Origin of the sequence: Sporosarcina sp. SAFN-015 (genome assembly GCF_051966875.1) — a bacterium.
Taxonomy (GTDB): domain Bacteria; phylum Bacillota; class Bacilli; order Bacillales_A; family Planococcaceae; genus Sporosarcina.
This window is the reverse complement of the sequence record NZ_JBQCKP010000007.1, coordinates 139,793-158,720: the sequence shown is the minus strand read 5'-3', so window position 1 is coordinate 158,720 and position 18,928 is coordinate 139,793. Positions and strand designations below refer to the sequence as shown.

The following is an 18,928-nucleotide window of genomic DNA, read 5'->3' as shown; positions in this document are numbered from 1 at the left end:
CTCTTTTATTGCCGTATCGTCATCCTCTGGCGTCGCAAAAACGCATAATTCGTTTATTTCACGCATAAACTCCACAAACACGCATAACGGTTTTTAATTTATAAGATTCATTTGGTCGAGTGCCTCGGCAAGGTGGCGCGGAAGTTGTTATCACCGACTCGCTGTAGTTTATTACCGACTCTGATGACTTTATCACCGACTTGGCACCCTTTATCACCGACTCGAATGAATTTATCACCGATTGACTACAATTCGATGTAAGAAATGAAAAAACCAGATGAGGACTTTCCCTCATCTGGCATAGTCATACACCTCGCTTCCAATTTGCGCAATCATTTCCTGCGCCTCATCTTCCGCACATCCTTTGGAGAGCACAGTGACCGCCATGCATCGCCCGCGCACGTATAGCAGCGCACATTCATGCTTAATTCCTTCAACATTACCGCCCTTCCCAGCAAACTCCCACTCTGGAATGGCGCCAACAATCGGGGTATTGATTGCAGGCAAGCTGTCGATAAAACCATTCGAAAGCTGTTGCTGCTTCATAATGCGCACCATCTGCTCCGATGCGTGCAACGAAACGCACTCACCCTGTGCAATCTTTGCCAATAAAGCAGTCATCTCAGAAGCGGTTATTTCATTGCTACGCACCCGATTTGCTTGAACAATCATCAATTTGTGATGAATCTCACTTCGTTCCATCCCTAGTTCTTTCAGGAAAGCCTGAATCGTTTCCATCCCAATCAGATCAATCAACATATTTGTCGCTGTATTATCGCTTTGAATGATCATCAATGTCAGCAAATCATAGATCGGCAACTCAATGCCTGGTGACATGAACTGCAGCACACCACTCCCGCCGACGATATCGTCTCTTCGTAACGGCAAACGATCCCCTAACCGGACGACCTCTTTTTCCGCCGCTGCAAATACCGCAGCCATAATTGGAACTTTGATGATGCTTGCCGCGTAAAAGCATTCATCTCCATTTATTGAAAATAAGGTGCCTTCATTTACATCCTCTACCGCAACGGCCCATATCCCGTTCGCATTCTTCAAGCGACCTTCTACTTTCTCCTGCAGCGCGTTCATCTTATCCCCCTCTTCTTTCAATGAACTAACGATGCGCGCAACGTCGTAATACCGTTTTCCACATATCCTTTCAAGCAAGTGAGCATATACACCCAGCCTTCTTTTTGACCAAGCATTTTAGCAATGATGTCGGGGTCGTCCGCATTCATTCCCGACTCAGTCACTACAATCAGTGTACTTCCGTCCGTTTCCTGGAATGTCATCGTCACAGTCGTTTCTCCCCAGTTGAAAACAATTTTCTTGTTCTCGTTAACTTCCAATACGTGAATATCCCCTTCGGCACCATATTCCTCATACTTCCAAGTGATCGTCTTGCCTTGTTCAACTCTGCTTGTACCTGATGAAAACCAATATCCGCCCATTTGTCCCGGATCGACAATCGCTTCGAACACGTCACTTGCCGGTTTATTAATTTTCATTTTAGTTGTTATGTCTGTATTCATTGTAGGTTTCTTCCCTTCTGCGATTTCAGATGTGATTTTCGTAACAATTGGTTCTTCGTGAGAAACAATATAGACGACGTCATCAATACAAGCTAGCGCATATAATACAGGCCTCTTGCCCGGATAATCAGGAATGGACAGATTCCACTCCTTCTCCAAATAATCTATGAACGTGGACTTTTCATAAATCCTGAACGCATCTCCCCTGAATCGTTCATTGTCATTCCAGCGAGTATAAATATCTACCGCCGCAAGAAATGTAATATAGTAAGGAAAATCAATCTGATATGTCGTGACCTCTATATCCGGTTGAGGATGAACACGTAAATGCCAACTTTCCTTCGCTTTATTCACAATGAAACGCAAATTGACCCCTTCGCTTTTTGGGACGCTTACTTGTTCAAATGAAATAGAGTATCCTTTTTCATTCACCAAGTCCTCAAACGTCAAACTGTCACCCCCATATAAACTTCACTCTTTCATGTATTCGATACAAACGTGAAAATCCCTCTACTACTTTCTGAAAACGATAGAAGGTTCTGCATTAATAGTTTACTATGAGAAGAAAGACAATTTTCAGTCGAGAGGTGCACAGACATGGATATTACGATAAAACCTACACAGCAACAGCTAGAACATTGGATTGAAAAATATGTACCAGAAAAAGATTTATATTTTTTGCGAAAGAATGATCTACCTTTATTCCAAAATGATTTGCAAGGTGCTTTAGTATTTCCGAGATCAGAGTTCTTCAATCATTCCTCTTACAACGGCATTCAAATGGTAAATAGTTATATGTATTGGATGATTTCTAAAGAGGCTGAGTACGTCATCGTTACACAACCCGAATGGATCGACTCACTTTCCTTCGACAAGAGACATGCACTATTCACGATGCAATACGAGTTAGGAAGAGGGTTAGTCGGCCCGCTCTCGTTGTTGTCCGAACAAGATTCATTTCCGAAGGACTACATTTTAGAAGTAAATGGGGAAAGAATCGGTGTTTTACAAAGGGCGATGTGGATGAAACTGCCCGCTTCCATCAAAGAAGAAATCGTCCGCATAACTGCACAGCAATACGATGGATGGACATCGTTGCAGCCTCCTTCATCGACTCCTTCTCATTTGCTCAAATATGCCAATACATTTTCGACCGAGCCAGGCGCCAATTGCCTCGCCGCCACGCTATTCGCAATCAGTTCCGAGCCTGCGCTTGACGAATGGATCATCCATGAATGGGTTCATGGCGAAACCTTTAAGCAGAAGGTGGCACAAGCTTCATTCACGATAGTCGAAGACAACTTTGAGACGGATGACGCAGTCGTCTGGATTGATGAAAATAGCAACGTTCAACATGCGGCCTACTGCATTGACGGACAGTTGTTTTTCAATAAAAATGGACAGACATTTTTCAATCCATGGAAAATTGTTGACTGGGAGGAATTAGAGGAGTCTTGGAAACGGTATACACCCTGCGTGTATCGAAAAAAATCGTAATCAAAATAACCCATCCAGCAAAGCGCAGGATGGGTCGTTTTCATTCAATATCCGGAATCCTCAGATGTCAAATTGTCCATCATTGTATAATCATAACGCTGCAACGGCTTTTCCGCCGGGCCTTCAATTACTTCGCCTGTGAATGTAAATCTAGATCCGTGGCACGGACAGTCCCACGTCCTATCGCCGCTATTCCATTCGACTTCGCATCCGATATGAGTGCACGTCGTATCGACGATATGGATTTTCCCGTCGTCATCCCGGTAGGCACCTTTCCGATGTCCATCGAGTGTTACGACCGCGCCTTCTCCTTTGGATAAATCATCTGGGTTCGTTTTTGGCGAATCAAGCTTACCTTTGATTAATTGACCAACGACGTTTGCGTTCTGGACGAGGAAGTTTTTCAAGCTTGGTTGTGCATAGAACCTTGTTGGCGTATACAATTTCTCAAACTTGTTCTCTTTCCCGATCACCATATCGCGGAATAACAATGCAGCGGCCGTCCCATTCGACATTCCCCATTTCCGGAAGCCCGTCGCAATTAGGATATTTGGATTTCCTGATGTGATTTCACCGATGTAAGGCAGTTTATCCAAAGTGACCAAGTCCTGTGCCGACCACCTTTGTACAATCTTCTCAAGACCGAAAACCTCTTCGCCGAATTGCTCCAACGCTTTGTAATGCTCCATCGTCTCCACCGGACTTTGACCCGTCTTATGGTTTTCTCCGACAATGAGCACCAGCTCCTCGCCGTTATCCATGACAGACCGGAAAGAGCGTGTCGGTTCATCCGCGCTAATGAAAATGCCTGACGGGAATTCTTTCTTCGATTTCACAGCTAACGCGTATGAACGGTCCGCATACATCCTCGTGGAATAAAGACCAGTTCCCTCGTAGAACGGAAAATGCGAGCAAATCAGCACATGCTTCGCGGTAATCCGTTTTTCATTGCGCGTCAGGACAGCCGGCCGCTCCCCCGTATCAATATTAACTGCCACTGTATCTTCAAAGATTTGCCCACCCTTTTGTGTGAATAAATCAATGAGTTGCACCAAATATTTGGTTACATGAAATTGCGCCTGGTTTTTCATGACAAGGACATTTTGTACGTCAATGTCAAACGGAAGGCCATCGACCAATCCGCCTTCGATTTGAAGCCTCTCGTAAGCGTCCGCTTCCTTCTTGATCTTCTCTGCGTACTTCTCGGTGACGGAGTAAATATACGCATCCACAGTTGTGAAATCACAGTCGATTTGATGTTCCTCCACCGTTTTTTTGATGAATGCCAGTGCTTCCATATTCGCATCGTAATACAGCCTTGCTGTAGTCCGCCCCATGTTTTGGATGAACTCATCATAAATCAAATCATGTTGCGCCGTAATTTTCGCCGTCGTATGCCCCGTTGTCCCGTTCAACACCTTATCAGCTTCAATGACCGCAACTTTCAAACCATCCTGGGCCAATAAATATGCGGATGTAATCCCGGTAATGCCTCCACCGACAACGATAACGTCTACGTCGAGATCTTCATCCAAACTCGGAAAGGTCGGAAAGTCGACACTCGTCCTCCAAAATGATTCTGGATGCTCCGGCAATTTCCCATTGCTTTGACTGTTCATATCCTGTCCTCCTGTACAATGTACTGCAGGTAGGATTCCCATTGGTTAGCAGAATGTAAACATATGGCGCATTTTTAATCGGAAGAGGGGAGCTTGGGGGAATAAAAAGAGCTGTCGTGTGAGTAATGGAGCCCTTGGCGAAATAATGGAGCCCTTGTGCAATTAATTGAGCCCTTGGCGAAATTAATGAGCCCTTGTGCAATTAATTGAGCCTTTGGCGAAATTAATGAGCCCTTGTGCAATTAATTGAGCCCTTGGTGGAATTAATGAGCCCTTGCACGTTTAATCGCCTGTGAGACGGGGACATTCCACCATCTCACAGGCATAACTTCTTCATTTCTCCTTCAGCATCCGTTGCAAGTAGGCGTCCGATCCCCCTTTAGGGATGCTTAAATTTGCCCACTCCTCCCCTTTTATCTGTTTTCCAATGAACATAATCTGTCCGATATGGGCTGCGTAATGTGCCATTTGCCGTTCAATCGCGTCGATGACGGAATGAGCCTGCCCGCGAATATGAACGGTTTTAACCAGGTCATGCTCATTCAAGCTTTCGAGCGCATTCAAAAATACACGCCAGCCATGTTCCCAACAATCTAACAGCTCCGCTTTGGACATCCGTTTCATCTTGAATTCCCCGTCCCGATTCCGATCCGGCTTTTCACCATCCGCCGTCAGAAAATCCGTCCACCTCGAAACCATATTACCGCTTATATGCTGAATAAGAATCGCGATGCTGTTTGATTCGTCGTTCATCGTCCAATGAAAATGTTCTTCATCCAATTGAGCAAAGGTCTTGTCACCTTGCCCTTTCAAAACGGCAAACCGTTCCCGAACGACGCGTAAGTATTCTATTCCAATCGTCATAGTGCCCCCTCCTTTCTCTACTGTATTCGAGTCATTGTTTATAAAATCCTTCAAATAATAATCAATTGAATGAATAGTCATTCATATTGTGGTAGTCTACTAGTAAGTGAATCATGCAATAGTAAGGGGTGAAGCTCTTGTTTTTGAAAACGAAATCAAAGAAGGATGAGATAAGTGGTGTCCGTTTTATCAACGGGGTCGTTCATTTCAATAGCGTGAAGTTGAATGTCCATTGTTTTGAAACGGACGGGGTGTTGATTGACACGGGATCCCGAACATTGGCGGAGGAATTCAAGCCTTTTCTTGAGCAGGCGGACGTTGACCAGGTCGTGATCACGCATGCCCATGAGGATCATAATGGAGGCGCAAACTATTTACAAAACGAACGTGGATTACCAATTTTCATGAACGAAATGACGATTGATGAATGTGTGCGAAAAGCGGATTATCCTTTTTACCGGAAGTTCTTCTGGGGAGCGCGTCGCCCTTTCTCGGCAAAGCCGATCGGTGAAACATTCCATTCCAGGAGCGCCGAGTGGTCTGTCATCCCTACGCCGGGACATGCAAAAGACCATCTTGCATTTTTAAACAAGGAGACCGGACAGCTGTTTTCCGGGGATTTGTATGTGCACCCGAAAACAAAGCTCATTTTACGTGATGAGAGCATTCCTACGATTATTAATTCCATTGAAAAGACGTTGCAGTATGACTTCGGGGAAATGTTTTGCTGCCATGCGGGATATGTGAAGGATGGGCGGATGGCGCTACAGAAGAAACTTGCGTATTTACAGGAGCTCAGGGAGGAGACACTTAGCCTACGTGAGAAAGGGTACGGTGCGCGCGAAATCCACTCGCGACTTTTCACTAAGAAATACCCGATTACGCTCTTTTCATTTGGTGAATGGAATTCGATGCATATTATCCGCTCGATTATTAATGAAGGAAAAGAATGAAAAGCGGCGGGCATCCAATTACACTTGGTGCCCGCCGCCAATAATTTATTTACAAAAACAAGCCCCCAACCCCACCCTCACTGCGTTCGCAAATTAGTACATGGTCGTTACAATTACATTCTACTTGTACTCATGTCACGGTACTGGGCGTCAATTGTTCATGACGGATTTGAACCGATTGGTATAGCCCCGTCTACCTACCATTAAGTCCGACTTTCCCAGTCGGCGGGTTTGTACTCACCTTTGCGATGCAGCTACCGACTTGCTGATCACTTACGCCTTGGCGTTAGTGCGTCCAGATTTTATCGGGCGCGCCCGATCATCTTCCTTTAAAAATCTGTGATCTCTAAATCAAATCGATGCTCCAATTCATTCCTTGAATCTTCGTGTCCATCTCCCTAAACTCCTTCGATAACTGGTCGACCTGCTTTTGAATGGACGAAACGTCGACAGTGCTGATGATTTTGATTTCCGTTCGGCTATATCGGTCGTTTCGGATCGACGCTTCCTCTGCAATTTTCGCGAAGATCAACCGCTTGTCCCACTTCTGGTCACGCTCAACCAATGCATCGGCAAGTGTTCGTGTGTCGTCGAATTGGACGGAGCAATTCGTTTTATTGATCCGTTGAATTAATGTCGTCAATTCCTTCATATTGCTTTCGAGCTCCGCCAACATAACGTTCGGATCCTCCGCAGGCTGTTCCCCTTCTTGGATTTTCAAGTTCATGCTGATCCGCCTTTTCAGCTGCTCGTTTCTTTTTTGCAAATCCGCGCGTGCAATCAATGCCTCCGCGAGTTTCATTCATACCACTCCCTTTGTTCAACTTGTCGTTATATCTTTCATTCGACACGTCTCGCTAAAAGTCCTTTGTTCTAAATCTCTTGGACAATCATAAAATGAATGGATTCCAACTATCACACTACTAAAGGAGATTCGAATTATGTATGCCATCCATTTCTATGAAAATAACAATTACGTTCTCAACCAAGTTCTCAGAAACATCCCTGCCGTCGATGAAAATGTGACGCTGAAAGGGCGAAAAGGCAAAGTGATGAGGATCGAAGAAATAAAGGAAAACGTCTATTATGTATTTGTCGAGTTCGAAAAAGTAGTGGATAAAAGCAAGACGGCTGCACTAGATGTGAAAAAGAAAAGACGATAAGAAAATGCCGAATGAGATTGTCTATTCTCGTTCGGCATGTTTTTAATTACACAAGTACTTTCGTAACGAATTGATCAATGAAATATTGTGGGTTCAACTTTTCACCTGTCGCTTTTTCAATCTTTTCATTCCACTCGTATAATGCCCCTGGCTTGAAATATTCCTCGATCAAATACGTACCTACTTCAGGCGTGAACATATCCTTTGAGATATTGTTCTCAATATAGGAATGCAGCTGCGACGTCGTCAATTCGCCTAGCAAATAGTTTTGATAATAAACCGGGACGAGCGTGAAATGGATTTTCGCCGCCCAATGCGGATAGTCGACGTTTTCAGGCGGATTCACGAATTGGACATTCTGAACGATTTTCCACCAAAGCTTATTCAAATCCTGATCCGGATTTTCGTACAATTCGCGCTCGAAGAAAGTGAATGCCATAATCCAACGGCCCGCAATGAGCATTTGCCTACGCAGCGATTTCTCGATGAGCGGCGTCAGCTCTTTCACTTCTTCTTTATCCAACCCTAAAAACTGGTGCAGCCAAGCAGGATCTTTCCCGAAACGGCCGTACAGCATCGCAATTGCTTCCGTCGTTAATGTATGCGCGCATGTCCTTAGCAAGTATGGGAGTGTCGGATCGACATATTTGAAGTAAACCGCATGGCCGAACTCGTGCAGCATCGTGACGGACCAATAGTCGGAAGGCACGTTATTGCATAGCACGCGGACGTCGCCTTCCCGGTCGATATCCGTGCAAAACGCATGCTGGTTCTTTTTATCACGCGGATAAAGATCACTGTTCGCCAACATATCTGTAATATCCATGCCCATGCTTTTAAACGTTTCGATCGTTAATTGCTCAAGATCTTTCCCTTCATAGAATGGGTCCAAGTCCAGTTCCTTGGAAGGCGGTGCTTCTTGGAAAAACGGATCAGCATAATGCCAAGGACGAAGATCGTCGATTGAAATGCCGAAGCGCTCCGCCAATTCGCTGTCCATCTCATGCTTCATTTCACGGAACGGCTCATCCGAAAGCTCTTTCAACTTATGGAAAATCGAAAAGATTTCATCCCGGTCCAGTTCCTGATGCTCGAAGCTCATTTCATGATAGTTTTTAAAGCCTAACGAACGCGCGACTTCATTCCGTTTTTTGACGAGGGTCAACAGCTTCTCTTCGACTTCTTTCCCGATCTGCTTGCTCGCATGCCACGCCTCTTCGCGTTTAGCTGAATCATTATTTTTAATTAAAATTTGCCGAACATCGTTTTCCGATACGGGTTTACCGTCGATTGTCGCACGGAATGTATTAAAAATACCGATCAATTCTGTCGAGCGTTCTACCATTTCCTTTAAATCCGCTTCTGCAATCTGCTTTCCTGCCATGCCAGTACGGAGGCTTTCGAGCTGGCGTCGTTGCACTGCCGTCAAATCATCTTGTGCTAAATACGCCTTCACTTGTTCGAAACGTTCCGGATTCGCTAAGTATTTATTAAATTCCGTTTGCGCTTCTGCTGTCTTTTGATTCCATTCGTCTTCCCCCGTCGTTGCCGCCATCCAAGAACTGCTTGCGCTCGTCATATGTAACTCTTTAATTGCTTTATTTTGCTCTTCCAAAAACTGTTCAACTGTCATAGTCTCTTCCCCTTTTTTCTGTCGTTCTCTTTTCATTCGATGCGGCGCAGCAAATATCCTTCTTATTCTGACAAGTTTCGCCCGACGATGCGTCCGCTGAATAGGCATCCTCCTAAAAACGTCCCCTCCAATGCGCGGTATCCATGTACGCCTCCTCCTCCGAAACCGGCGACTTCCCCTGCCGCATACAATCCCGGTATAGGATTTCCCGCTTCATTTAACACACGGCCGGACAAGTCCGTTTGAAGACCACCTAACGTTTTCCGGGTTAAAATATTGAGTCTGACTGCGATTAACGGACCGTTTTTCGGATCGAGCAGCTTATGGGGCTTCGCAACGCGGATCAGTTTGTCTCCAATATAATTCCTCGCTCCGCGGAGTGCAGTAATTTGCAAATCCTTTGTGAATGCATTATCCATCTCCCGGTCCCTTGCGAGAAGCTGCCGCTCGATTTTTGCAGTGTCAATCAAATCATCCCCCGCGACTCGGTTCATACCTGCAACTAGTTCTTCCAACGTATCCGCAACAATGAAATCTTCACCTTGATCCATGAACGCTTTGACAGGAGCAGGCGGGCCGGGAAGCACCCTAGATAACACTTTTTTAATGCTTTTCCCTGTCAAATCCGGATTCTGTTCCGAGCCGGACAACGCGAATTCCTTTTCGATAATCTTTTCGGTGAGAATAAACCATGAGTAGTCATAGCCCGTTTCCTTTATTGCCTGCAACGTCCCTAACGTGTCGAATCCAGGGAAATTCGGTGCAGGGAACCGGTTTCCTTCTGCGTCTAGCCAAATGGAGGAAGGTCCAGGCAAGATCCGAATGCCATGAGAAGGCCAGATCGGACTCCAATTCCGGATACCTTCCGTGTAATGCCACATCCGATCTTTATTCACAATTCGACCGCCCGCATTTTCTGTAATCGCAAGCATACGCCCGTCGACATGGGCAGGGACGCCTGAAATCATTTGCTTCGGGGGCTCCCCCAATCGCGATGGCCAATTTTCACGGACGAGATCGAAGTTTGCGCCGATCCCGCCGCTCGTCACAACGACTGCTGGTGCTTCGTATGTAAATTGCCCGATGACAGAACGTGAACTCGTTTCCCCTCTTTGGACGTCGCTCGGCTCGAGAACAGATCCTCTCACCCCGATAACCGTGCCGTTTTCGTTTAGTAATTCATCCACCTGATGCCGCGGCTTATAGTCAACGAGACCATTGCTAATTCCATCCCTGACCATTTTTTCGAACGGTTGCACGAGCCCCGGACCCGTCCCCCACGTTATATGGAATCTAGGCACTGAATTGCCATGCCCTTCAGCTAAGTAGCCCCCTCTTTCAGCCCAGCCGACGACAGGGAAAAAACGGACGCCAAGCGAATGCAGCCACTCCCTTTTTTCATTCGCAGCAAAATCCACATACGCTTCCGCCCATTTCATCGCCCACTGATCCTCATCTTCTATTCGGTCGAATCCTGCGCTCCCCATCCAATCTTGCCATGCGAGTTCCTTGGAGTCCTTTATGCCAAGCCTCCGCTGTTCCGGCGAATCAACTAAAAACAATCCTCCGAACGACCACCACGCCTGCCCACCTAGAGACGACTCCGGTTCTTGGTCCAGTAGGAGAACTTTTTTACCCGCTCTAATCATTTCCGAAGTCGCCACCAAACCGGCTAGGCCGGCTCCAATTACGATGACATCATAATTCATTCCGCAACCCCCAATGTTAATAAATCCCACAATTCTATCCTTCGCCAACTCCATTTCCAATTCCTTCTTTTCATCGGGCAGAGCAGCGTATACTTCTTTCGCTGACGCGCATAGTACGTAGAGGAGGTGAGAAGTCGGTGAATAAAAACAATAAGAAGACGATGAATGAGAGAACGCATAATAGCTTTGACACTTACAAAGAGGCACACAACACTAACAGCAATACGAATAATCCGGGCGAAAATCGCACACAGGAATTCGGAAAAGACTTTGACGCAAATGCACGCAATGAGCGGCGGGATGATAGAGAACGATAAAAAACAGGTGAGGGAAATCCCTTCACCTGTACATATTTTGCTTATAGAATCTCGAATTGGAAGTGGGAGTGCATTCTTGAGCGCGAGACCTGTATTCTTGAGCGCATGAACCGCATTCTTGAGCGCAGAACCGTATTCTTGAGCGCGAAAACGTATTCTTGAGCGCAGAACCGTATTCTTGAGCGCGGAACTTTATTCTTGAGCGCGAAAACGTATTCTTGAGCGCAGAACTGCATTCTTGAGCGCGAGACCTGTATTCTTGAGCGCAGGAACCGTATTCTTGAGCGCAAAACGTATTCTTGAGCGCAAGACCAGCATTCTTGAGCGCAGAACCGTATTCTTGAGCACTGTGTCTTCTTACTTGATTTTATTCAAAAAATGTAACGCCCAACTGATCCAGAACCCATTTCGGAACGACGAATCTTGCTGTCATGAGCGGATCGACGATTTGGCAAACTTCCGACTGGCCGACTGCACTCATTAGCATTGTCACTTCGCTTACTGGAAGAGAAGCTTTCTCTGCAACGCGCTCTATCATTTCCACTGCTGCTGTTTTTGCCGCTTCGTCTAACGTCGGAGCAGACACGATTTGAGTGAACACTTTTTCATTTTCGAGCATTGGATGGCGCAAGGACTCGCCTTTGATAACTTCCAGTGTCACAGTCACTTCGCCCGCAACTTCAACGCCCGACACGCTGACTTCTCCATCACCCATTGCGGCATGCAGATCGCCTAACGCGAACAATGCTCCTTCCGCAAACACCGGGAAGTATAACGTGGCGCCTTCCGTCACCATTTTATTATCCATATTCCCGCCATGCGCGCCTGGTGTTCCGCAGTTCACGCCTTCCCCTTCCGGCGCAACGCCGATGACGCCGATCATTTTATTCAAAGGAATTTGGAGATCATTGAACTGGACATAGCCTTCTCGGATCGGCAATATTTTCGATTCCATTTTTGATAATACATGCCCCATCACACCTAATTCGGGACCGACAACCATGACACCTTGGTCCCCGATGTCAATTCGTTCGATTTTCACTTTCAGCACGTCTCCCGGCATTGCGCCTTCTACGAACAGCGGGCCTGTTGCTGGATTGATTTTATCCCAATCAATCGCAGTTACTTCCGTATGCTCGGATTGAATTTGATTTTGAAAACAATCGTACGTTTGAATCGTCACCGTCGAACCTGCCGGAATCGTCCGTATCGGTTCATGCACTTTATTGAAATCATAAATGATGCCTTCCTCATACCCAACTTTCATCATCGTATCCCCTTCCACTGCAAAATAGTTTCCATGAGTATACTAAACTTTATAGATTTATACCAATGTCATAGAACAAACTCCATACCTTCCTCCGCAATACGAAAACCCTTCAATTCAAGTTCCTTCCGCACCGTTTCACCCTTACGAATTACAGGATTCGAGTGATTAAGATGAATGAAATAAATCTCTGTTTGTTCCACTAAATCTTGTAATCGATCCATCGTTTCCGTCATGAGCGGATGAGGAATTTCCCGGTAATCCCGGCCAATGTTTTTAAGGTCTTCGGTGGAATGAAATGTGCCGTCAAGTAAGCAGATATCTGCTTCTTTGCACGCTTCATAAATGTCTTTATCCCATTGTTCCCATCGATCGATATCCGGAATGTACAACACTTTCTTCTCTGGCCCCGTAATCCAAAACGCAAATGTATCAGAGAACTCATTTCTGTGCGGAACATCAACAGGTGTAACGGTGACGTCCGGTGAAACACCAATCGATTGACCATCTTGCATTTCTTGTAAGTCGATATTGTCCAGTTTTGTTAATTGACTCCAAGGCGCTTGTTCTTCCAACATTTTTTTCATCTTCACCCCTGCGAGTACCGGGATCTTTTTTGCACCGATCGCTTCTCGCCCTAGGAATAATAACCCGGGATAATGGCCTAGATGAGCATGTGTCAAGAAGATGCTCGTCATGAGTTGCCCTTGCAGATTGTGCTTCATTTGGACCCTTGCCATCTGCTCCTTCATATCTGGCGTTGCATCTATCAAATGCCATGACTTTTGTTCAGGCAGCACAATGGCTAATGAAGCTGCAGTGCGCCTGAACTCGGGATTTCTGATGGCTTCCGCGCAGTTTTCACAAAAGCAATTCGGGTGCGGCAGGCCGGCATCTTGTGCCGTTCCTAACACATGTAAAATGACCTTGCTCATAACGATATGGCTCCTTCAGTTTTTATTTCTTCTTTCTCTCGATAGCTCTTTTTCGTAATCGTCCAGCCGGTGAAACCAAAAATGATATTGATAAGCGGGACTAGAAACGCAAAGAATGCATATGGGATAAATTGTCCTGGACTGACCCCTAGAGTACTTGCTGCAAAAATCGCAGGAACACCCCATGGTACGAGGTTAATGCCTACCGTACCAGCAGCTTCAACACATCTAGACAAGTTTTTCGTATCGATTCCCATCTCTTTATACGTATGGACAAATGTTCTTGCCGGTAAAATAATCGCTAAAAACTGTGCTCCACTTGCGAATGCCACGACAAAAGTCGAAAGAATGGTCGTGCTGATTAACGTTCCCGTTGAACGGACACCTGCTATCATTTTTCTTGTGACTACTTCAAACGCCCCTGTTTCTTCTAAAATACCGCCTAAAGCAGTGGCGATGACTAACAGCCCGACTGTCCCCAACATTGATAAAAGACCGCCTTTATTCAACAAAGAGTCCACAGTAGCGATCCCCGAATCCACTGAAAATCCACTCGTCATCACTTGTGCAATCTCAGAAACGGAAGAGCCTTGAACGATTACGGCAAGTACCGCTCCTAATAACCCTACAATCATCAACGCCGGAATAGCCGGTACTCGCATCATCATCAAAACGATTGTAAATACAGGCATCAGCAGCAGTAGGGGATGTATGGTAAAGACATCACCAAGTCCCGTTTTGATTAGATCGATGCCATTCGTATCCACAGTATGAATCGCTGCACCTGAAAGACCGACAAACCAATACAAAATAAGTGCAATCACAAATGCAGGAATCGTGTCCCAAAGCATGTGCTTGATATGGCTAAACAAATCTGTTTCAGCCATTGCAGGAGCGATGTTTGTCGTATCGGACAGCGGTGATAGTTTATCACCGAAGTAAGCCCCTGAAATGACTGCTCCCGCTACAAGCCCTGGAGGAAATCCCAGCCCCTCTCCAATCGCCATGAAAGCAATCCCGATTGTCGCAATGGACGTAAATGAGCTTCCTAATGTAATTGAAACAATTCCAGTAATGAGCGCCACGAGCGGAATAAACAAGGAAGGTTCAATGATCGATAAACCATAGTAAATCATCGTTGGGATCACGCCACTAGCAATCCAAGTTCCAACAATGATCCCGATGATCAGTAAGATAAATACTGCGGGCAATGCCCGGGATACCCCATTCACCATCATTTTTTCGATTTTCTCCCAACGCCAACCACAAATTCTTGCAACTACTGCAGCAGCAAACACTCCAATGAGCAACGGGATATGCATCCCAGCTTTCCAAATGAAAATCGAGGAAGCTGCCGCGACTAGTAATGCAAATATTGGGATAATTGATGCTGCAAAAGTCAGTTCTTTTTTCATTGATGACATCTCCTTCTCCGTTGACGATACAATTTATAGACAGCTAAAAAAATAAAAAAACCCCATCCATCCCTTGGAAAGGGACGAAGGAGTTCTCCGCGTTATCACCCTACTTGATGGACCGATACAAAATCAGCCATCCACTTCATGTAAAATTGAGAAAAACCGATAGCGTACTTCACCCTGATTGCCGCCTGAACTTTCACCACCCATTCAGTCTCTTGTTGCTGCACACAATCGAACTACTGCACCATCTCTCATTATCTATGTAATTGAAATACTTCTACGTAAAAGTAATTGCTATGAATCTTATCATGCTCATCAGGGATGTCAAGTCTTTTCTTTAGCTAGCAACCGAATACTTTTTATTCTGAATTATATCATAACTAATCCGGTGCCTGTGCAGCATGCATTTGCCAGTGATTCAATAATAAAACCCACCCCTTGTGCGAAGGAATGGGTTGAAGTTTATTTTGTGAAGTCTAGTTTTTTGTGCAATTGATACATGATCATTCCGCCTACTGTCATGGAGAGCAATTCTCCGACACCGACAGTGAAATATGTGAGCCAAAACGGGAATCCAAGCATGATTGATAATTGGCCCGCAACGGTGAACATGGATAGTGCAAAAATGATAGCCGTCACGCCCATTTTCAGGGCATCGTTCTTAATGTTCCTCGTCGCTCTTCTGCAGAGCAGTAATACTAGCAACGTCGCAATCCCGCCGATCGGCACATCTAATATCCATGTAGGCGACATGAAATTGGCGAGGACGACACCTGCTGTAACTGCCACGACGTACCTTTTGTTGTATAGTGCGAGGTAGTTGAACATTTCCGATAGACGGAGTTGTATCGCGCCAAAACTGATGACTGAAAACAGCACGGTCACCGCGACGTATAAGCCGGCAATGAGTGCGGTCTTCGCTAATTCACTCACGGCTGTCCGTGGTGAATCCTTGAAAGTAGAGATATTCATTTGTCATTCTCCTTTGTAAAATAGCGCGGGGCTATTTTAGTCATAACTACGGCCAAAGGAGGAATAGGCCGAACGCCCAAACCGAAGTGCCGCAGTGCAAACAGAATTTGCTTGCCCGCCTATTATAGCAGAAGAGAATCCCCTTGAATATACCTATCGCATAATCCAGCCGCCATCCATCGGAATGACAGTGCCATGGATATAGTCTGCAGCGTCGCTTGCCAAATAGAGTGTCAGCCCGGCAACTTCCTCCGGCTGCGCCCATCTGCCTGCAGGAGTTTCTTGAGCGACCCACTTCGCCATCTCGCCGTCCCCTTCAAAATCAGCCTTGTTCATCGGCGTTTCAATTGCTCCCGGAGCAATTGCATTCACCCGGATCCCTTCCTTGCAATAATCATAATCCGTCTGCTTCGTATAGCCGATGATCGCGTGTTTGGATGCAGTATAAGCCGCGCCTCCCCCTCCCGCGACGAGTCCCGCAATCGAAGCCATATTCACAATGGCGCCTGATTTATTATCCAACATATGAGGAAGCACAGCATTCGTCACGAAATAAGTGCCTTTCACATTCGTATCCATAATCCGGTTCCATAGAACTTCGTCCGTTTCCAACGTTTTCGCATAGCCATCCAGGACGCCTGCCGTGTTTAATAAAATATCAATCCGTCCATATATCGAAATCGCTCGTTCAACAGCCGCCGCGACTTCGGTTTGATCGCTCACACTGCCGATTTCATAAGAAAAACGGGAAGAATATCGCTCTTGCAAATCAACCAACCCTGATTCTTCCACATCAAGCGCAAATACATTCGCACCATTATCCATAAAAGCGATGGCCTGCGCACGGCCGATGCCCGACGCCGCTCCTGTTACAAATACCGTCTTCCCGGCGAATTCTTCAAATTTCATAACCCTTTCCTCCCGCAAAAAAAGCCCATGATTTCTCATGAGCCCTCAGAATTTATTCCACAATGATCCAATCATCAGCCAATAGATCGCATACCGTCGGTGTAAACATCGTATACCCTTCGCCTTCAACGTCGATCAAAAAGTAAGGGTTCAGCTTCTTCCCTTCATGCTCTTCTTCACCGACTAATTTCACGTACAATTCAGCTCCGCCCCACCCGCTGCGGATCACTTTTTCGCCAGCTTTCAAGCGCGGCAATACTTCTTCAAACGTCATTGATAATCATCCTTTAAACGTAGTATTCATTATCATGAAAGTATACTGGATTGGCTGCGCTTTTACAATGACGCCCCTTGCTTTATTAACATAAACACTGGCTATCGGGTTAAAACCTTCAGAGGGAAGGGTAGGATAAAAACATAACCCTATATCCCATGGAAAAGGGGAATTCATCTTCCAGGAGGTTAAAATGAAGGACAATAAGCATGAGACTGCGCATAACACTTCTGACATGGAAAACGACACGACATTGACAAATCGGCAAGGGCATCCCGTCACGAACAACCAAAATTTGAGGACAGTCGGCAATAGAGGGCCAGCCGCTTTAGAGAACTATGACTTTATCGAGAAGATTAGCCATTTTGACAGGGAACGCGTTCCTGAACGGGTTGTACACGCGCGAGGTGCTGGTGCTCACGGATATTTTGAAGCATACGGGACAGCGGGCGATGAACCTGTTTTCAAATATACGCGTGCTAAGCTTTTTCAGGAAAAAGGAAAGCAGACGCCTGTATTCGTCCGCTTTTCTACCGTTATTCACGGCGGGCATTCCCCTGAGACGCTTCGGGATCCGCGTGGGTTTGCGGTGAAGTTTTACACGGAAGATGGAAACTGGGATTTGGTCGGCAATAACTTGAAAATCTTTTTTATTCGCGATGCGATCAAGTTTCCCGACATGATCCACGCGTTTAAACCGGACCCGATTACGAATATCCAAGATAGCGAGCGGTTCTTTGATTTCTGTGCAAGCTCGCCTGAATCATTCCATATGGTAACATTCATCTATTCCCCTTGGGGCATACCTGCAAACTATCGCCAAATGCAAGGCTCCGGGGTAAATACGTATAAATGGGTGAATAGCGAAGGCGAAGCTGTTTTGGTGAAATACCATTGGGAACCGTTACAAGGGATTAAAAACTTGACGCAAAAAGAGGCCGAAGAAATCCAAGCGAAGAACTTCAATCATGCGACGCAAGATTTGTATGACGCAATCGAACGCGGCGACTATCCGGAATGGGAGCTGTACGTCCAAATTATGAGTGACGACGAGCATCCTGAGCTCGACTTCGATCCGCTAGACGATACGAAGCTGTGGCCCAATGACCAATTCCCTTGGCGTAAAGTCGGAAAAATGGTGTTGAATAAAAACCCAGAAGACTACTTCACCGAAGTCGAGCAATCCGCTTTCGGGACAGGTGTACTTGTCGACGGACTCGATTTCTCGGATGATAAAATGCTGCAAGGGCGCACGTTCTCGTATTCAGATACTCAGCGCCACCGGGTCGGGGCAAACTACCTCCAATTGCCGATCAATGCGCCGAAGAAGCGGGTTGCGACAAATCAGATGGGCGGTCAGATGCAGTATAAAGTCGACCGTGTACCCGGTCAAAACCCACATATCAACTATGAGCCGTCCATCTTAGGAGGACTGAAAGAAGCTGAACAGCATGGGACAGAACATACGCCATATGTAGAAGGCAATCTCGTCCGCGAATCAATCGATCGCAATGACAATACGAAGCAGGCGGGAGAAACATACCGCGCATTTGAGGACTGGGAAAAAGATGAACTGATTACCAATCTCGTGAATGACCTGTCTAAATGCGACCCACGGATCCAAGAAAAAATGGTCGCCCTTGCCGAAGAAGCCGACGACGAATACGGCCGACGCCTGCGGGAAGGCTTGGAGAACGCCAAATCCGAACATTCCAACTTAGGAGAAGGAGCCCCTCTCGGCAATAAAGACGGAGAAAAAGCACCAAAAATGGCCGAAGAAAAAGGACACGAAACAGACGGCTACTAACTTTTTGCGGTATCTCCTTCTTCGGTGCCTGTGCATGGTGCAATTATGACAAT

At 46.1% G+C, this 18,928-nt stretch carries 18 protein-coding genes; 5 read left to right on the top strand and 13 right to left on the bottom strand.

What is annotated here, in order from left to right; all coding sequences use genetic code 11:
- Window positions 1–291 precede the first annotated feature (291 nt).
- The gene (locus tag ACTHPA_RS13515) at window positions 292–1,092 is read right to left on the bottom strand and encodes a serine hydrolase (RefSeq protein WP_440500922.1); all 801 of its coding nucleotides are present in this window, start codon (window positions 1,090–1,092) and stop codon (window positions 292–294) included.
- A 17-nt stretch (window positions 1,093–1,109) separates the two neighbouring features.
- Window positions 1,110–1,535 carry an SRPBCC family protein gene (locus ACTHPA_RS13510; protein WP_440500994.1) on the bottom strand — a complete coding sequence of 142 codons (426 nt, stop codon included), beginning with the start codon at window positions 1,533–1,535 and terminating at the stop codon, window positions 1,110–1,112.
- 597 nt (window positions 1,536–2,132) lie between these two features.
- Between ACTHPA_RS13510 and ACTHPA_RS13505 the strand changes: the two genes are divergently transcribed.
- On the top strand, window positions 2,133–3,032 hold the full coding sequence (locus ACTHPA_RS13505) for a hypothetical protein (protein WP_440500921.1): 900 nt from the start codon (window positions 2,133–2,135) through the stop codon (window positions 3,030–3,032).
- A gap of 44 nt (window positions 3,033–3,076) precedes the next feature.
- On the opposite strand, the gene ACTHPA_RS13500 is transcribed toward ACTHPA_RS13505, so the two are convergent.
- Both ACTHPA_RS13500 and ACTHPA_RS13495 read right to left on the bottom strand, forming a co-directional pair.
- The gene (locus tag ACTHPA_RS13500; RefSeq protein WP_440500919.1) at window positions 3,077–4,651 is read right to left on the bottom strand and encodes an FAD-dependent oxidoreductase; all 1,575 of its coding nucleotides are present in this window, start codon (window positions 4,649–4,651) and stop codon (window positions 3,077–3,079) included.
- A 333-nt stretch (window positions 4,652–4,984) separates the two neighbouring features.
- Window positions 4,985–5,515, bottom strand: coding sequence for a DUF1572 family protein (locus tag ACTHPA_RS13495; protein ID WP_440500918.1), 531 nt, complete (start codon window positions 5,513–5,515; stop codon window positions 4,985–4,987).
- A gap of 137 nt (window positions 5,516–5,652) precedes the next feature.
- Here ACTHPA_RS13495 and ACTHPA_RS13490 point away from each other — a divergent pair, with 137 nt between their 5' ends.
- Window positions 5,653–6,468 carry an MBL fold metallo-hydrolase gene (locus ACTHPA_RS13490; protein ID WP_440500916.1) on the top strand — a complete coding sequence of 272 codons (816 nt, stop codon included), beginning with the start codon at window positions 5,653–5,655 and terminating at the stop codon, window positions 6,466–6,468.
- Between the two features lie 346 nt (window positions 6,469–6,814).
- Here the strand turns inward: ACTHPA_RS13490 and ACTHPA_RS13485 are convergent, their stop codons facing one another.
- A complete protein-coding gene (locus ACTHPA_RS13485; RefSeq protein WP_440500915.1) occupies window positions 6,815–7,270 on the bottom strand; it encodes a DIP1984 family protein in 456 nt (151 codons plus the stop codon).
- Between the two features lie 139 nt (window positions 7,271–7,409).
- Here ACTHPA_RS13485 and ACTHPA_RS13480 point away from each other — a divergent pair, with 139 nt between their 5' ends.
- Window positions 7,410–7,631, top strand: a complete 222-nt coding sequence (locus tag ACTHPA_RS13480; RefSeq protein WP_440500913.1) for a hypothetical protein — start codon at window positions 7,410–7,412, stop codon at window positions 7,629–7,631.
- A 46-nt stretch (window positions 7,632–7,677) separates the two neighbouring features.
- Here the strand turns inward: ACTHPA_RS13480 and ACTHPA_RS13475 are convergent, their stop codons facing one another.
- Window positions 7,678–9,264, bottom strand: coding sequence for a M2 family metallopeptidase (locus tag ACTHPA_RS13475; protein ID WP_440500911.1), 1,587 nt, complete (start codon window positions 9,262–9,264; stop codon window positions 7,678–7,680).
- Window positions 9,265–9,326: 62 nt separating this feature from the next.
- Window positions 9,327–10,973 carry an FAD-binding dehydrogenase gene (locus tag ACTHPA_RS13470; protein WP_440500910.1) on the bottom strand — a complete coding sequence of 549 codons (1,647 nt, stop codon included), beginning with the start codon at window positions 10,971–10,973 and terminating at the stop codon, window positions 9,327–9,329.
- 137 nt (window positions 10,974–11,110) lie between these two features.
- Between ACTHPA_RS13470 and ACTHPA_RS13465 the strand changes: the two genes are divergently transcribed.
- Window positions 11,111–11,290, top strand: coding sequence for a hypothetical protein (locus tag ACTHPA_RS13465; protein WP_440500909.1), 180 nt, complete (start codon window positions 11,111–11,113; stop codon window positions 11,288–11,290).
- Window positions 11,291–11,657: 367 nt separating this feature from the next.
- On the opposite strand, the gene ACTHPA_RS13460 is transcribed toward ACTHPA_RS13465, so the two are convergent.
- The 6 genes from ACTHPA_RS13460 to ACTHPA_RS13435 all read right to left on the bottom strand — a co-directional run bounded on the left by ACTHPA_RS13460 (window position 11,658) and on the right by ACTHPA_RS13435 (window position 17,068).
- Window positions 11,658–12,560, bottom strand: coding sequence for an acetamidase/formamidase family protein (locus ACTHPA_RS13460; protein ID WP_440500908.1), 903 nt, complete (start codon window positions 12,558–12,560; stop codon window positions 11,658–11,660).
- 65 nt (window positions 12,561–12,625) lie between these two features.
- Window positions 12,626–13,492: an MBL fold metallo-hydrolase gene (locus tag ACTHPA_RS13455; protein WP_440500906.1), complete on the bottom strand. Its 867-nt coding sequence runs from the start codon at window positions 13,490–13,492 to the stop codon at window positions 12,626–12,628.
- Window positions 13,489–14,907, bottom strand: a complete 1,419-nt coding sequence (nhaC, locus tag ACTHPA_RS13450) for a Na+/H+ antiporter NhaC (protein WP_440500905.1) — start codon at window positions 14,905–14,907, stop codon at window positions 13,489–13,491. The genes ACTHPA_RS13455 and nhaC overlap by 4 nt, the downstream gene beginning before the upstream one ends.
- A 468-nt stretch (window positions 14,908–15,375) precedes the next feature.
- Window positions 15,376–15,885: a QueT transporter family protein gene (locus ACTHPA_RS13445; protein ID WP_440500903.1), complete on the bottom strand. Its 510-nt coding sequence runs from the start codon at window positions 15,883–15,885 to the stop codon at window positions 15,376–15,378.
- Window positions 15,886–16,038: 153 nt separating this feature from the next.
- Window positions 16,039–16,794 (bottom strand): 3-oxoacyl-ACP reductase, encoded by a 756-nt coding sequence (locus ACTHPA_RS13440; RefSeq protein WP_440500901.1) that lies wholly within the window; start codon window positions 16,792–16,794, stop codon window positions 16,039–16,041.
- Between the two features lie 52 nt (window positions 16,795–16,846).
- On the bottom strand, window positions 16,847–17,068 hold the full coding sequence (locus tag ACTHPA_RS13435; protein ID WP_440500899.1) for a DUF2829 domain-containing protein: 222 nt from the start codon (window positions 17,066–17,068) through the stop codon (window positions 16,847–16,849).
- A 193-nt stretch (window positions 17,069–17,261) separates the two neighbouring features.
- Here ACTHPA_RS13435 and ACTHPA_RS13430 point away from each other — a divergent pair, with 193 nt between their 5' ends.
- A complete protein-coding gene (locus ACTHPA_RS13430; RefSeq protein WP_440500898.1) occupies window positions 17,262–18,875 on the top strand; it encodes a catalase in 1,614 nt (537 codons plus the stop codon).
- The last annotated feature ends 53 nt before the right edge of the window (window positions 18,876–18,928 follow it).

Coding starts and splice junctions, on each gene's coding strand:
- ACTHPA_RS13515 (WP_440500922.1), bottom strand. CDS start 1,092: ATGAACGCGCTGCAGGAGAAAGTAGAAGGTCGCTTGAAGAATGCGAAC.
- ACTHPA_RS13510 (WP_440500994.1), bottom strand. CDS start 1,535: ATGAATACAGACATAACAACTAAAATGAAAATTAATAAACCGGCAAGT.
- ACTHPA_RS13505 (WP_440500921.1), top strand. CDS start 2,133: ATGGATATTACGATAAAACCTACACAGCAACAGCTAGAACATTGGATT.
- ACTHPA_RS13500 (WP_440500919.1), bottom strand. CDS start 4,651: ATGAACAGTCAAAGCAATGGGAAATTGCCGGAGCATCCAGAATCATTT.
- ACTHPA_RS13495 (WP_440500918.1), bottom strand. CDS start 5,515: ATGACGATTGGAATAGAATACTTACGCGTCGTTCGGGAACGGTTTGCC.
- ACTHPA_RS13485 (WP_440500915.1), bottom strand. CDS start 7,270: ATGAAACTCGCGGAGGCATTGATTGCACGCGCGGATTTGCAAAAAAGA.
- ACTHPA_RS13480 (WP_440500913.1), top strand. CDS start 7,410: ATGTATGCCATCCATTTCTATGAAAATAACAATTACGTTCTCAACCAA.
- ACTHPA_RS13475 (WP_440500911.1), bottom strand. CDS start 9,264: ATGACAGTTGAACAGTTTTTGGAAGAGCAAAATAAAGCAATTAAAGAG.
- ACTHPA_RS13470 (WP_440500910.1), bottom strand. CDS start 10,973: ATGAATTATGATGTCATCGTAATTGGAGCCGGCCTAGCCGGTTTGGTG.
- ACTHPA_RS13460 (WP_440500908.1), bottom strand. CDS start 12,560: ATGATGAAAGTTGGGTATGAGGAAGGCATCATTTATGATTTCAATAAA.
- ACTHPA_RS13455 (WP_440500906.1), bottom strand. CDS start 13,492: ATGAGCAAGGTCATTTTACATGTGTTAGGAACGGCACAAGATGCCGGC.
- nhaC (WP_440500905.1), bottom strand. CDS start 14,907: ATGAAAAAAGAACTGACTTTTGCAGCATCAATTATCCCAATATTTGCA.
- ACTHPA_RS13445 (WP_440500903.1), bottom strand. CDS start 15,885: ATGAATATCTCTACTTTCAAGGATTCACCACGGACAGCCGTGAGTGAA.
- ACTHPA_RS13440 (WP_440500901.1), bottom strand. CDS start 16,794: ATGAAATTTGAAGAATTCGCCGGGAAGACGGTATTTGTAACAGGAGCG.
- ACTHPA_RS13435 (WP_440500899.1), bottom strand. CDS start 17,068: ATGACGTTTGAAGAAGTATTGCCGCGCTTGAAAGCTGGCGAAAAAGTG.
- ACTHPA_RS13430 (WP_440500898.1), top strand. CDS start 17,262: ATGAAGGACAATAAGCATGAGACTGCGCATAACACTTCTGACATGGAA.